The sequence below is a fragment of the Terriglobales bacterium genome, from assembly GCA_035561515.1.
Lineage (GTDB): Bacteria > Acidobacteriota > Terriglobia > Terriglobales > Acidobacteriaceae > DATMXP01.
In genome coordinates, this window is record DATMXP010000043.1 from 79,314 (window position 1) to 92,569 (window position 13,256).

Genomic DNA, 13,256 nt, shown 5'->3' on the forward strand with positions numbered 1-13,256 from the left:
GTAAATTGGCACGATTCCTTACGGTATTTTCGCCCGTAAACCAAGGGAAACATTGCTGAAACCGTGATTTCTTGTTAATTTGTTGTACGCCCTATTTAATCTTTGTGGCCTACGCTTCATCCCCCCTCAGTAGCGTCCAAAGTTTTGCAGGAGGAAGTTCAGTTGCCATCCAAGAAACGCTATTTGTTTACGTCCGAGTCGGTGACCGAGGGTCACCCGGACAAGATTGCCGATCAGGTTTCTGACGCAATCCTCGACGCCTGCCTGGAGCAGGACCCCTACAGCCGTGTTGCCTGCGAAACGCTGACCTGTACTGGCACGGTATTTATCGCCGGCGAAATAACGACCAAAGCTTATGTGGACTTCCAGTCGCTGGTACGGGGCGTGGTGGGTTCCATCGGCTACGACAACGCTCTGTTCGGCTTCGATTCGAATACTTGCGCGGTGATTTCGTCCATCAACAAGCAGTCGGGCGACATCGCGATGGGTGTGGACACAGGCGGCGCCGGAGATCAGGGCATGATGTTCGGTTACGCGACGAACGAAACGCCCGAACTGATGCCGACCCCGATTGCACTGGCCCACAAACTCTGCTTGAAGTTGAGCCAGGTTCGCAAGAACGGCATGCTTCCCTACCTTCGGCCTGATGGCAAATCCCAAGTCACAGTTGAATACGACGATAACCACAAGCCGATCCGCGTGGATGCCGTCGTGGTCTCGACGCAACACGCCGAGACGGTGACGAACGAAGAGCTTCGTGCCGACATCCTGAAGCACGTGATCCAGGCTGTGATTCCGTCGAACCTGCTGGATGCGGACACCAAGTACCACATCAACCCGACGGGCCGCTTCGTAATCGGCGGACCGATGGGCGACACCGGATTGACCGGCCGCAAGATCATCGTGGATACCTACGGTGGCATGGGCCGTCACGGCGGTGGCGCATTCTCGGGCAAGGATCCGACCAAGGTTGACCGCTCGGCCGCTTACATGGCGCGCTACATCGCGAAGAACGTTGTGGCTGCCGGACTTGCGGACCGCTGCGAAGTGCAGTTGGCGTATGCCATCGGCGTCGCGGATCCGGTCAGCGTGCTGGTGGATACGTTCGGCACCGGCAAAGTTTCCGACGAGAAGATTGCCGAGTTGGTGTTCAAGAACTTCAAGATGACCCCAAAGGGCATCATGGAGACACTGAACCTGCGCCGTCCGATCTACCGCAAGACAGCTGCGTACGGACATTTCGGACGCGACGACAAGGACTTCACCTGGGAAGCGACCGACAAGGCTGCTGCCCTGCGTTCTGCTGCCGGACTCGAAGTCGTAGCAGCAAAAAAATAAACGCTCGGTAGCGAGCAAGAATCCAAGGCCCGGCACTTCGGTGCCGGGTTTTCATGAAAGACACGATTTCAATGGCAACATCGAAGGCGAAACAGGAGAGTATGGCGACTTCCGCAACAACCACCGTTCCTTGCGACGTAAAAGACTTCGCAATGGCGGATCTTGGCAAGAAGAGAATCGATTGGGCAAACCAGTCGATGAACGTTCTGCAGATCATCCGCAAAGAGTTCATCAAGAATCAGCCGCTGAAGGGTATCCGCATCGCGGCTTGCCTGCACGTAACCGCTGAGACAGCGAACCTGATGATCACGCTGCGCGACGGCGGCGCCGATGTGGCGCTGTGCGCGTCGAACCCGCTGTCGACCCAGGACGACGTGGCCGCTTGCCTCGTGCGCGACTACAACATCCCGGTGTTCGCGATTAAAGGCGAGGATAACGAAACTTATTACCAGCACATCATGTCGGCGCTGGACCACAAGCCGCACATCACGATGGACGACGGCGCAGATCTCGTGTCGATCGCGCTCACGAAGCGCACCGACGTCGTGGACGGCATTATTGCCGGTACGGAAGAGACGACGACCGGCGTCATCCGCCTGCGCGCGATGGCCAAGGAAGGCGTGCTGAAGTATCCCATCATCGCCGTGAACGATGCCGACACCAAGCACATGTTCGATAACCGCTACGGCACCGGTCAATCCACGATTGACGGTATCGTGCGCGCGACGAACTTCCTGCTTGCGGGTTCGAAGTTCGTGGTTGCCGGCTACGGCTGGTGCGGACGCGGTCTTGCTGCCCGCGCTCGCGGACTTGGCGCGGAAGTGATTGTGACCGAAATCGATCCGACGAAGGCGCTGGAAGCCGTGATGGATGGCTATCGTGTGATGTCGATGCACGAAGCCGCGAAACTCGGCGACGTCTTCTGCACCGTGACCGGCAACAAGAACGTGCTGGCGAAGGACCACTTCGAAGTGATGAAGAATGGCGCGATCATTTCGAACTCCGGCCACTTCAACGTCGAAATCGATATTCCGGCACTGGAGAAGATGTCGTCTTCGAAGCGGACCACTCGTAACTTCGTCGAAGAGTTCTCGATGAAGGACGGCCGCAAGATCAACCTTCTGGGTGAAGGCCGTCTGATCAACCTGGCGAGCGCGGAAGGACATCCGCCGTCGGTGATGGACATGAGCTTTGCCGACCAAGCGCTTTCGGTCGATTACCTTGTGAAGAACCACAAGAGCCTCGAAAAGAAGGTGTTCAAGGTTCCAGACGAGCTCGACAAGCGCGTTGCGAAGTTGAAGCTCGAGTCGATGGGAATCAAGATCGATCGTCTGACGCCGGAACAGGAAGAGTACCTGGCAGGGTGGTCGGAAGGCACATAGAACGAATCGGTAGTTCAGAGGCGGCAGATCCCAAGTCTGCCGCATTGCTTTTTGTATTCGATCGTTCCAGTTCCGGCAATGACCTTAGTAATCACTGGATTTCCCTCGAACTTCGGCGATAATGCGCAACCATGCGCAGAGCAACATGTGCAACGTGTGCCACCGAACAGCCGATCGGACAAATGAACGAGTTTGCCGGAAAGATCTATTGTCCGACATGTGCCAGCAATGCGGCAGAGGCGGCAAAACAGGGTGAGATCCACTCCATCATCGACCCGACTATTTGCGCCAATTGTTCGACGGATTGGGGCAGCAGCGAATTGCCGAAGGTCGGCGGGTTGCCTTTTTGTCCGACCTGCCGGGAAAAGGTCTACAACTATCCCTTCCCGAATTGGCTGAAGGCAGGTCTCGCGCTTGCGCTGGTACTGCTGGTGGTGGCACTCGCGAATGGCGCGAAGTACTTCCGGCTTGGCAAGAATCTGTACCGGGGCGAAAGCCAACTGAAGGCCAGGAACTATCCCGAGGCGATTCGGTTATTGACGCCGGTGGCTGAGGCCGCTCCGGAGTGCGAGAAGTGCGTCCTGCTGCTTGCCAAGAGCTATCTACTGGCAGGGCAGCCAGAGCAGGCATGGGCCGCCGCAAAAAAACATCACGACGGACAATTCGACAATTCTGAATTGTTCGATGAGGTGAAACCGCTCTTTGATCGCTTCATGACCGCATTTGAAGAGGTGGAATCGGCGCAGAAGAAGTACATCGAAGAACATAACGAAGAAGAAGCCATGCAGCTTCTGGACAAGGCTATTAAGGATTATCCGGAATGGCAGGTCCCACGCGAGCAAAAGAAAGTTTTCGAGGTAGGGCTCGCCTTCGATCACAAGGATTACGACAAGTTCCTTTCGCTGGCGCAGGAGTCGTACCGCACGAAGCCGGACTCGATGTCCACCGCACAGGTAGCCAGCGCGCTTGCATGCAAATACGCGGTCACCGGGGAGCCGCAATTCCGAACCGACGCCGAGCAGATGCTGGCAAAAGCCCGCGATCTGGCCACCGATGACACACAGACGACTGAATACCAGGAATATTACGAGCGAATCATGCACCGTTTGGATTCGCGAGAAATCATCTCGCGCGAGGAGTACAACCGCAAGTACCGGCCGAACCAGAAGCAGGAGGGCAAGTAATGGTCATCATTCCCGGATTCCTGATTGCACTCGCCACGTTCCCGGGGGTCATCATTCACGAGGCTGCACACCTGCTCTTCTGCCGTATGACCGGACTGGCCGTCTTCGACGTGAAATTCTTCCAGCTCTCGAATCCGGCCGGGTATGTGATCCACGAGCAGACAGATGACTTCAAGAAGACATTCCTGGTCAGCATGGGACCGTTTTTCGTGAACACGCTGCTTTGCCTTGTCTTCTGCCTTGCGGCGTTCCTTCCAATCTGGGAACTGAAGATCGACGACTATCTCGGTTATTTCTTCTACTGGCTTGGCATCTCGATCGGAATGCACGCGTTTCCGTCGACCGTGGATTTGAAGCACATCTGGAAACTGGCTCCGCAGTATGCGAAGAAGGGGAATCTGCTTGCCATCCTGAGCTATCCGATTGTGGTTGTCCTTTATCCGTTGAACTTCCTGCGCGTAGTGTGGGCGGACCTGGGGTATGGGCTGGCGGTTGGAATTTTGGGACCGCTGGCAATCTTCAAGGCATTGGCGTAGCCGAGAGGAGCACCCCAGAAGTCATCTCCCGAAAACAGCCTTCTTCGGCGGAAAATGAGCCACGGAGGATGGCGTCGATATGACCTTGAAGAACAGGTGTGTCGCGGGCCTGATCACGGGCGTGGTGCTTCACTTCTTTATCTTTCACCCGTACCTGCCCTATTCGGTACGAGAAAGCCGGGTTCCAGGATTCTGGACGCTGGTCGTAGTGTTTGCAGTCGCGGGCTTTCTTCTGAACCTTGGCAATACTGAGAGGCGTGGCCTGATATGCGCCTGTGTCGTTGGCGCAATGTTCGCCGGGAACATGGTGATCATTGCCATGGACTGGATGAAGGACCCGACCACGCACAATCTCTTCCCGTTTGAATTCATCATGATTGCTCTGGCCTTCGCGCCGCTCGGGGCGGGCACGGTGGCGTCGCTGTACGCCAGTCGACTTCGGGCTTGAGGTTGCGCGTCACTACCTGAACACGATGTTCGTGCTATCCTCAGCCCTTCATCATGTTCGAGCGATATACAGAAAGGGCACGCCGGACCATTTTCGTCGCCCGCTACGAAGCCGCGGAACTCGGTGCGCAGGAGATTGAAACCGAGCACCTGTTGCTTGGCTTGATCCGCGAGAGCCATCACCTGCTGCGCTTCCTGCCTGCCCTCAACACATTGGGCGAACTGCGCAATGAGATCCTGGCTTCGGTGCCGGTCAGGGAGATCAATAGCTCGCAGGATATCCCCTTGGCCATGCCGGCAAAACGAATGCTGGCGTATGCCGCCGAGGAGGCGGAGTCGTTGGGCCATACGCATGTCGGGACGGAGCACTTGTTCCTCGGCCTGCTGCGCGAAAGCGATTCGTTGGGCGGAAAACTCTGCACAAAGTACGGCGCCGAACTCGGCAAGACGCGCCAGTTAATGATGACGTCGGCGAGCGCCGTCATGCCGGGGCAGCAGGGTGGCAATTATGTTCGCCATCAGGCCGAAGGATGCGTCATCTTCGTGGAAGCGAACTCGGGCGAGCGAGTCGGCATTACGGGACTGAACGCGCTGGACCGGATTCCGCGCGAAGGAGAATTCGTCAGCCTGGATGATTACCGTAATCGTCCGCGGAAGTTCCGGGTGGTAGAGGTGGTGTATCACTTTCATCGAGACCCGGCGAATGCACCGGCATCTGCACACCGATTGTCCTCGGTGACAGTGCGAGTGTTGCAGATCGCAGGCCATCCTGGTGCGATTACGGACAGCACGTAGACGCAAGATGTGGCTCCGTCGAAGCTCTGTGACGTTTATTCCGTTTTGGGAACAATTCCAAAACGGAATTCGTTTTTGCACAGCAGACGAAAACGGCTGCTGGATGCAGACTTCCAGCGGGTATACTCCGATTCGAACCTGTGAGTGGACCACCAGGAACTCGCTTCCCCAGACTGAGGCGACACTCATTCGCGGTTGATTCTTACCCAAGAAGCGACTTAATATAATGACAAGTTCATTCACCCGACCCAAGCCGCTCTCGGCGAAGGAAGTACGGGAAATTGTGCGCGACGCACTGGAGAAAGGCGTATACCGCGAGACGAGTCATGCAAAGTTCGATCACGCCGAGCGGATGATTGGGATCCAGGATGTTCTTTATGGATTGGAAACTGATTGGCGGTCATGCACGCCCGATGAATTCAATCCGGTTGAGTGGCAGTGGAAGTACCGGATTAGAACCCGGGATATCGATGGGGAGAATTTGACCATCATTGTTGCGGTGGATCCACGGAGCAGGAGATTCGAGGTCATAACGAGATTCCATGAATGACCATAGTTGCAAGGAGTTCACGTCCACATCTACGCGGCCTTTTCATCTGACAACGGCGGGGCTTCCCAACGTTTATCTGGTCGGCGTAACGTACCGCAATTGCGCCGAGTGTCACCGCCAGAGTGCCGAAATTCCGGCCATCAAGCGCCTGATGTTTGCCATAGCGGAATCCTTAGTCAAGAAGGAAGGATTGCTTTCAGGCGAGGAGATTCGATTCCTACGAAAAGAAGTGGGAAAGAAAGCCGCTGATTTTGCAGCCCTGATCAACAAAACGCCAGAGCACTTTTCGAAACTCGAAAATGGTCAACTTCCACTGACGGAAGACACGGACAAGTTGGTTCGGCTCACCTACACGATGCTAAGTGGAAACAAGAAGCTGATGCAGTCGCTGGCGGAAAATGCCGAGGAGTGGCTCACGTCCATTCACGGACGACGGCAAGAGCGCATTGTCGCCACTCACAACAAATCACTGCGGGCATGGAAAGTCTCCAGAAAAGCAGCATGAACTAGCCCCCTTCCCGTTTTGGGAATTCGTGACAATTTCTTTGGATATTTTTCTTGGACGATAGTACGGTGCGTACTATAGTACGTGCCGTACTATGAGTTCCGTTCCCACATCGCTGGAATTTGCGCTGCTCGGCTTGGTGCGAATGCATCCGCAGTCGGGATATGACCTGCGCAAGACCTTCTCATCGACTCCCCTTCGCGCATATAGCGACAGTCCAGGTTCGATTTACCCGGCGCTTCGCCGAATGGAAGCCAAGCAGTGGATTGTGGCCACCGCCGAGAAGGACAGCAATCGCAAGCGGCAGGTGTACCGTGTGACTGCCACGGGAAAGAAAGCGTTGGTGTATTGGCTGCAGAAGCCGGTCACGCGCGATGACATCGTCTGGCGCCTCAATGACCTGATTCTCAGATTCGCTTTCCTCGACGGCAACGTACCGCGGCGGGCCACCTTGCGGTTCCTCGGAGAATTCGACCGCGAACTCGACTCTTATCTCCGCGACCTGCGCAGCTACTCGCACGATTCGGGGATGAACAAAAGCATCAACACCGGCACGCTCGCCTTTCAGTTTGGGGTCGAAGGTTTCGAAGCAAACCTCGCGTGGGTGCGGCGCGTCCGCAAACAACTCGAAGGAGATCAGCCATGAAAACCGTCGGAAAGATCCTGCTAGGCGTTATCGCTTACGGCATAAGCATGGTCGTAAGTGGCGCATTGATGACGGCGCTGCATCTGCCGATGCTGCGCCCAATTCCGGGCGAAACCCGGTCACCGGAAACACAATTCCTGCTGATGATGTTGTGCACTCCGGTTCTTATCGTCGGCCTGATTCCGCTCGTACAGGGGCTCCGCGGGACATGGGTTCAGCGCTGCCTTGCGATCGCGGCCTTGATGTTTGTAACGCTCGGTTTGAACACGATCATTGAGCTCACCATATTCAGCGACCTGCTTCCGGACGGCAACCTGCTGGTCTCCGCATTCTTCATTTTGCCTGCATTGATTACTGCGGCAGTGATTTCCTACGGCAAAGGCCGCACCGAAGAGCCCACCTTTGCGCATTTCGGGATTGGCGGGTGGAGTTGGCGCCTGGTGTTAGCGTGGATGTCTTTCCCGGTGATCTACTTTCTCTTCGGAATGTGCGTAGGTCCGTTCGTTGCACCTCACTACATGGCCGGGGTGGCCGGACTGAAAATTCCGCCAGTAGACGTAATCATCAAGACGCAATTGGTTCGCAGCCTCTTTTTCCTGGCCGCATCCTTCCCAGCAGTACTGCTTTGGACCAAGTCTCGCGGTAAGTTCATCATGGCAATGGGTTTGGCACACGCGGTGATGGTTGGGATATTCCCGCTTATGCAGGCAGGATTTCTTCCCATGCTGCTGCGCGTTCTGCACAGCATAGAGATAACAGCGGACTCGTTCGCCTACGCGGCCGTGCTCGGCCTTCTCTTCTTCCGGGCAAAGAAAGCAGAAGTGCTCGAAGTAGCGAAATCAACGGCAGCGTAAACCGGGGTGCTCTGACGTGATTCCTGACGATCACGTCAGAGCACGACCACCGTGATGCCACGGTTATCGCGCCCGATATCGCAATCTTTCTTCAACTCCGGCCAGTTCTTGCACAGCTCCCACGTGGCTTCGTCGGATATACGCCAGTTCTCACCGAATATGACCGCTTTGAGTTCATGCTGATGAAGACGCTTCATCAGCGCCTTCTGGACGGCGATGCGTATTTCACCGCCTTTGCCGGTGGAGCCGTATCCGTGTACGAACTTCAGTAATTGCACGCCCTCTTTGCTTGCGCGACGGAGTTCCAGTTCCATGTGGGAAAGGGCTTCGCGAACGAAGGGCATGCCCTCTTTCAGGTTCACCACTTTGGTCGAAAGTTTGTGCTGGGCCGGCACACGCAAATAGTACGCGAGTTACTACTCGTAACGCAGTGCTTCAATAGGGTCGAGTCGCGAAGCTTTTCTCGCCGGGTAGTATCCGAAGAAGACGCCCACGGCAATTGAGAAAGCAACCGCCACAACAATCGAGAGTGGCGACACGAGGACCGGCCATTTCAGGACGCTGCTGATGACGACAGAAGTGGTGATCCCGAGTGTGACCCCGATGATGCCGCCCATGAGGCTCATCACCATGGATTCTGTCAGGAATTGGCGCTGAACATCTTCTTCGGTTGCACCGATGGCGATGCGGATCCCAATCTCGCGAGTACGCTCGGTTACGGAGACGAGCATGATGTTCATGATGCCGATGCCGCCGACCAGCAATGAAACACTCGCAATGGAGGCCAGCAACAGGGTCAATACCTCGGAGGACTGATTCGCAAGTTCAGCCACATCGGCCAGGTTGCGAACGAAGAAGTCGTCGTCCTGTCCCGGCTGGATGCGATGACGATCCCGCAAGAGCGCAGTAATCTGCTGCTGTGCCGCGTAGCTTGCTTCCTGCGACTTGGCAGAGACCATCACGTAGCCAAGCCAATCCTGTCCGGTGATCTTCTTCTGCAGGGTCGATATGGGAACGTAGACCGCATCGTCCTGATCGGCACCCATGCCGGACTGTCCCTTGGGAATGAGAACGCCGACAACCTGGAACGGCAACGTACCGATGCGGATGGTTTGGCCGATGGGGTCGACTGCGCCGAAGAGGTTCTGCCGAACTGTCTCACCGATCACCGCGACATTCGCCGACATACGAACGTCATCCTGGGTGAAGGAGCCTCCTTCCGCGAAAGGCCAGTCCCTGACCTGGAAGAAATCGGGCGTGGTGCCATTGATGCGGGTGCTCCAGTTCTGGCCGCCGTAAACGACCTGCTGTGAAGAAGCGGAACCGGGGGCCGCGGCGGCACAGGCAGTACACTCGCGGATGATGGCCTGGACGTCTGAGTCGACGAGTGTTTTGGTAGCGCCTCCGCCCATGCGTATGCCACCACGATTCACGCTTCCGGCGCTTACGAATAGCACGTTCGATCCCATCGAGGAGATCTGGGCCTGTACCTGTTGTTGTGCTCCCTGGCCGATGGCGACCATGGCAATGACAGCGGCAACACCGATCACGATGCCGAGCATGGTGAGCACCGAACGCATTTTGTTGCGCGCCAGTGCCCGTAGAGCGACCTGAATGATGGCGCGGAGTTCCATAAAAAGCCCACTTATATGAACCCGCTTTCGGAGCTCAGGTCGCGCGTGGGAGTGCAGCTCCGAAAATAGTCCCGAGGAGTTATCATGCTTGCCTGTCATATGAAAGAGATTGGCTCCTGGGTTCTGGACATCTGCTCGGCTCGTGGAGCCGAGTACGCTGAAGCGAGAGTGGTTGACGAGCGGCATCGGGCGCTCGCAACGAAGAACGGGAAAATAGCGTCGGCCTCCGACTCGGAGTCTCTGGGATTGGGAATCCGGGTGCTTGCGGATGGCGCATGGGGCTTCGCCGCAACAGAGGATCTGACGCGGGCGGGTGTGGAAACGGCCGCTGCCCAGGCGCTGGAGATCGCGCGCGCGTCGGCACAAGTCAAGAAAGATGGAGTCCGGTTAGCGCCGGAGAAGGCGTATCAGGATGACTGGTCGAGTCCCTGCCAGATTGACCCGTTCAGCATTTCCATTGAGCAGAATCTAGATTTGCTGATGAAGATCGATGCGGAACTTCGTTCGGTGCAGGGCGTGACGCTTGCCGAGACGAACCTGAACTTCCGCCGTTACGAGCAGTGGTTCTACAACTCGGACGGATCGGATATTCACCAACTCAAGTACACGACCGGCGCAGGATACGCCGCGTACTCGTTTGAGGGCACCGAAATCCAAAAACGGTCGTATCCGAATTCGTTCGGCGGACAGTGGCAAGACAAAGGCTACGAACTCGTCGAACAACTGAAGCTGTTGGAGAATGCCCGAAGAATTGGTGAAGAAGCTGTCGCGCTGCACAAGGCCGATCAGTGTCCCGAGGGGCGGTTCGACATCATTCTTGATTCTTCGCAATTGGGACTACAGATTCACGAGTCCGTGGGACATCCGATTGAACTTGACCGAGTGCTCGGGATGGAGGCGAACTTCGCCGGCACATCGTTCCTCACGCTGGACAAGCTGCACAGCCTGAAATACGGCAGCGACATCGTGAACGTGGTCGCCGACGCGACCGAAAGCCACGGGCCGGGCCTGGGGACGTTCAAGTATGACGACGAGGGCGTACCTGCACAATGCACGCCGATCATTTCGAACGGTCTGTTCACGGGATATCTGAGCTCGCGCGACACGGCGCACATGATCGGCTTGAAACGCTCGGGCGGGACGATGCGCGCGGAGAGTTGGAATCGTGTGCCGATGATTCGGATGACAAACATCAGCATCCTGCCGGGTGAAAAACCGCTGACACTGGATGAGCTGATCGCCTCAACCGATCACGGAATCTTCTTCAAGACGAACCGGTCCTGGTCGATTGACGACAAGCGTTACAACTTCCAGTTCGGCACTGAAATCGGGTGGGAGATCAAGGGCGGCAAACTTACTCGGATGTTGAAGAACCCTTCGTATTCGGGAATCACCACGGACTTCTGGAATTCCATGGAAGCAATTTGCTCGCGGGATCAATGGACATTGTGGGGCACTCCGAACTGCGGAAAAGGACAGCCGCAACAAGTGATGGGAACTGGACATGGAGCGGCGCCAGCGAGGTTTCGTAACGTAAAAGTCGGCACCGCATACAAGGGGGCTGAATAATGCTCAGCAGGGACAAAGCCTCCGACATTTTCGACAAGGTTCAGAAGCACTCTTCCGCCGATGAGGTTGAACTCATCGTCAATGGGGGAAAGAGTTCGCTTACGCGTTTTGCGAATAACGAGATCACGCAAAATGTGAGCGAAGAGAATTACGTCCTGAGTGTTCGCGTGAATCTCGATGGACGCACCGCTCGTGCAACAACCAACAAGTTCGACGAAGACTCGATTCGGCGGGTGGTGGAGTCGGCCACGGCGTTGGCGCGGGTGCAGGACAAAGATCCCGACCTGTTACCGATGCCCGCGCCTTCGGAGTTTGCTGCGCCGATTTCTCCCGTCGGACGTGCCTTCTTCGAAACGTCCAGTATCGGACCTCGCGAACGCGCCGAGGCAGTCGGCAAGATGGTCGGCGTCGCGAAGCAGCATGACCTGAACTCTGCCGGAATCTTCGCCACGTCTGAAAGCGTGGAAGCGCTTTTCAACTCACGCGGCGTTAGCGCTTATCACACGCAGACTCAGGCCGACGCGTCGATCACGATGATCGGCACAGATTCGTCGGGTTGGCAGAAAGCGACGTATCCTGATGCGCGCGATCTCGATCCGAGGCGACTTGCGGAAACGGCGGCAAAGAAGGCGAAGGAGTCGGCGCATCCGAAGGAACTGCCTCCCGGCAAGTACACAGTCATTTTGGAGCCGGCGGCTGTTCTTGACCTGGTCGGCTTCATGTTCTGGGATTGGGGTGGACAGGCCATCCTCGACGAGCGCTCATTCCTGAATAACCGTATTGGCAAGCGCATCTTCGGCGAAAACATTACGATCATCGACGACGTTTACCATCCGCTCCAGACTGGCGCGCCATTTGACGGCGAAGGTGTTCCGCGAAAACGCGTGCCGCTGGTGGAAAACGGGACTGTCGAAAGATTGGTGTTCTCCCGGGGTACTGCAGCCAAGTTGAAGGATTCTGAGTTCAGGGACAAAGTCGGTCCCGTGGAAGCTACCGGGCACGGCTTCCCTCTTCCGAACGAAATCGGGGAGATGCCGACGAACATCGTGATCACCGGTCCGGCGGGCCAGAGCAAGACGGTCGACCAGATGATCGCATCGACCGAGCGCGGCATCCTCGTTACGAGACTCTGGTACATCCGAGAAGTTGAGCCCTACGAAAAGCTACTCACCGGGATGACGAGGGACGGCACTTTCCTTATAGAAAACGGCCAGGTACGCCAGGGATTGCTGAATTTCCGCTTCAACGAAAGCATGATCCACATGCTCAATAACGTGGAGGCTATGAGCGAATCGGTGCGGTCGAGCGGGGAGGAATCGTTCGACATGGTGGTTCCGGCGATGAAAGTCCGGGACTTCAATTTCACCGAAGTCACCAAGTTCTAGCCCAATTTGGGCATACTTCCGGAACTAACACCGGTACCACCGCTCGCGAACTTTCGTAACTTTGAGAACAAGGGGAATAGCCCTAATCTAGAGCCCTCGTGCTAGAAAACGGAAACATTACGGAAATGCGGAGTGCAGTGCGGTTCCCAGTGAGACTCCCGATCGCCATTCGTGCTGGGGCGGCGGAAGTGATGGCCGAAACGCAAGACATGTCCGCAGGCGGCGTTCTGTTCAACATCGATTCAGACATGACCATTGGCTCCAACATCGAGTTCACGATTTCTATCCCTGCAGACGTGATCGGCGCTCCGGCGGACGTTCTGGTCAGTGGGGAAGGTCGTGTAGTCCGGTGTTCGCCCGAAGAAGGGCGCAAGTCGGTAGCCGCTGTGATTGACGAGTATCGATTCGAACGAGCCTAGAGAGAAAGGGTC

15 protein-coding genes are annotated in these 13,256 nt (G+C 56.4%); 13 read left to right on the plus strand and 2 right to left on the minus strand.

Going from position 1 to position 13,256, the window contains the following annotated elements; genetic code table 11:
* Positions 1-162 precede the first annotated feature (162 nt).
* The 10 genes from metK (at position 163) to VN577_19285 (ending at position 8,237) form a co-directional block, all read left to right on the plus strand.
* Positions 163-1,338, plus strand: a complete 1,176-nt coding sequence (metK, locus tag VN577_19240; protein ID HWR16972.1) for a methionine adenosyltransferase — start codon at positions 163-165, stop codon at positions 1,336-1,338.
* 71 nt (positions 1,339-1,409) lie between these two features.
* The gene (gene ahcY, locus VN577_19245; protein HWR16973.1) at positions 1,410-2,720 is read left to right on the plus strand and encodes an adenosylhomocysteinase; all 1,311 of its coding nucleotides are present in this window, start codon (positions 1,410-1,412) and stop codon (positions 2,718-2,720) included.
* 131 nt (positions 2,721-2,851) lie between these two features.
* Entirely contained in the window at positions 2,852-3,904 is a 1,053-nt protein-coding gene (locus VN577_19250) for a hypothetical protein (protein HWR16974.1), read from the plus strand.
* Complete coding sequence (locus tag VN577_19255; protein ID HWR16975.1) at positions 3,904-4,440, plus strand: metalloprotease family protein; 537 nt, start codon at positions 3,904-3,906, stop codon at positions 4,438-4,440. The genes VN577_19250 and VN577_19255 overlap by 1 nt, the downstream gene beginning before the upstream one ends.
* 79 nt (positions 4,441-4,519) lie before the next feature.
* The gene (locus tag VN577_19260; protein ID HWR16976.1) at positions 4,520-4,888 is read left to right on the plus strand and encodes a hypothetical protein; all 369 of its coding nucleotides are present in this window, start codon (positions 4,520-4,522) and stop codon (positions 4,886-4,888) included.
* A gap of 53 nt (positions 4,889-4,941) precedes the next feature.
* Entirely contained in the window at positions 4,942-5,682 is a 741-nt protein-coding gene (locus VN577_19265) for a Clp protease N-terminal domain-containing protein (GenBank protein ID HWR16977.1), read from the plus strand.
* Positions 5,683-5,908: 226 nt separating this feature from the next.
* A complete protein-coding gene (locus VN577_19270; protein HWR16978.1) occupies positions 5,909-6,232 on the plus strand; it encodes a hypothetical protein in 324 nt (107 codons plus the stop codon).
* A complete protein-coding gene (locus VN577_19275) occupies positions 6,225-6,737 on the plus strand; it encodes a hypothetical protein (protein HWR16979.1) in 513 nt (170 codons plus the stop codon). The genes VN577_19270 and VN577_19275 overlap by 8 nt, the downstream gene beginning before the upstream one ends.
* A 94-nt stretch (positions 6,738-6,831) precedes the next feature.
* On the plus strand, positions 6,832-7,383 hold the full coding sequence (locus tag VN577_19280; GenBank protein ID HWR16980.1) for a PadR family transcriptional regulator: 552 nt from the start codon (positions 6,832-6,834) through the stop codon (positions 7,381-7,383).
* Positions 7,380-8,237, plus strand: coding sequence for a hypothetical protein (locus tag VN577_19285; GenBank protein HWR16981.1), 858 nt, complete (start codon positions 7,380-7,382; stop codon positions 8,235-8,237). The genes VN577_19280 and VN577_19285 overlap by 4 nt, the downstream gene beginning before the upstream one ends.
* Positions 8,238-8,272: 35 nt before the next feature.
* On the opposite strand, the gene VN577_19290 is transcribed toward VN577_19285, so the two are convergent.
* Entirely contained in the window at positions 8,273-8,632 is a 360-nt protein-coding gene (locus VN577_19290; GenBank protein ID HWR16982.1) for a hypothetical protein, read from the minus strand.
* A 21-nt stretch (positions 8,633-8,653) separates the two neighbouring features.
* Positions 8,654-9,871: an ABC transporter permease gene (locus tag VN577_19295; GenBank protein HWR16983.1), complete on the minus strand. Its 1,218-nt coding sequence runs from the start codon at positions 9,869-9,871 to the stop codon at positions 8,654-8,656.
* Positions 9,872-9,955: 84 nt separating this feature from the next.
* Here VN577_19295 and VN577_19300 point away from each other — a divergent pair, with 84 nt between their 5' ends.
* The 3 genes from VN577_19300 (at position 9,956) to VN577_19310 (ending at position 13,244) form a co-directional block, all read left to right on the plus strand.
* A complete protein-coding gene (locus VN577_19300) occupies positions 9,956-11,440 on the plus strand; it encodes a TldD/PmbA family protein (protein HWR16984.1) in 1,485 nt (494 codons plus the stop codon).
* Positions 11,440-12,825: a TldD/PmbA family protein gene (locus VN577_19305; GenBank protein ID HWR16985.1), complete on the plus strand. Its 1,386-nt coding sequence runs from the start codon at positions 11,440-11,442 to the stop codon at positions 12,823-12,825. The genes VN577_19300 and VN577_19305 overlap by 1 nt, the downstream gene beginning before the upstream one ends.
* Positions 12,826-12,950: 125 nt before the next feature.
* On the plus strand, positions 12,951-13,244 hold the full coding sequence (locus tag VN577_19310; GenBank protein ID HWR16986.1) for a PilZ domain-containing protein: 294 nt from the start codon (positions 12,951-12,953) through the stop codon (positions 13,242-13,244).
* Positions 13,245-13,256: the final 12 nt, after the last annotated feature.

What these genes read in the sequence shown, in the direction of transcription:
- ahcY (HWR16973.1), top strand. Translation starts at nt 1,410, where the DNA reads ATGGCAACATCGAAGGCGAAACAGGAGAGTATGGCGACTTCCGCAACA.
- VN577_19250 (HWR16974.1), top strand. Translation starts at nt 2,852, where the DNA reads ATGCGCAGAGCAACATGTGCAACGTGTGCCACCGAACAGCCGATCGGA.
- VN577_19255 (HWR16975.1), top strand. Translation starts at nt 3,904, where the DNA reads ATGGTCATCATTCCCGGATTCCTGATTGCACTCGCCACGTTCCCGGGG.
- VN577_19260 (HWR16976.1), top strand. Translation starts at nt 4,520, where the DNA reads ATGACCTTGAAGAACAGGTGTGTCGCGGGCCTGATCACGGGCGTGGTG.
- VN577_19265 (HWR16977.1), top strand. Translation starts at nt 4,942, where the DNA reads ATGTTCGAGCGATATACAGAAAGGGCACGCCGGACCATTTTCGTCGCC.
- VN577_19270 (HWR16978.1), top strand. Translation starts at nt 5,909, where the DNA reads ATGACAAGTTCATTCACCCGACCCAAGCCGCTCTCGGCGAAGGAAGTA.
- VN577_19275 (HWR16979.1), top strand. Translation starts at nt 6,225, where the DNA reads ATGAATGACCATAGTTGCAAGGAGTTCACGTCCACATCTACGCGGCCT.
- VN577_19280 (HWR16980.1), top strand. Translation starts at nt 6,832, where the DNA reads ATGAGTTCCGTTCCCACATCGCTGGAATTTGCGCTGCTCGGCTTGGTG.
- VN577_19285 (HWR16981.1), top strand. Translation starts at nt 7,380, where the DNA reads ATGAAAACCGTCGGAAAGATCCTGCTAGGCGTTATCGCTTACGGCATA.
- VN577_19295 (HWR16983.1), bottom strand. Translation starts at nt 9,871, where the DNA reads ATGGAACTCCGCGCCATCATTCAGGTCGCTCTACGGGCACTGGCGCGC.
- VN577_19300 (HWR16984.1), top strand. Translation starts at nt 9,956, where the DNA reads ATGCTTGCCTGTCATATGAAAGAGATTGGCTCCTGGGTTCTGGACATC.
- VN577_19305 (HWR16985.1), top strand. Translation starts at nt 11,440, where the DNA reads ATGCTCAGCAGGGACAAAGCCTCCGACATTTTCGACAAGGTTCAGAAG.
- VN577_19310 (HWR16986.1), top strand. Translation starts at nt 12,951, where the DNA reads ATGCGGAGTGCAGTGCGGTTCCCAGTGAGACTCCCGATCGCCATTCGT.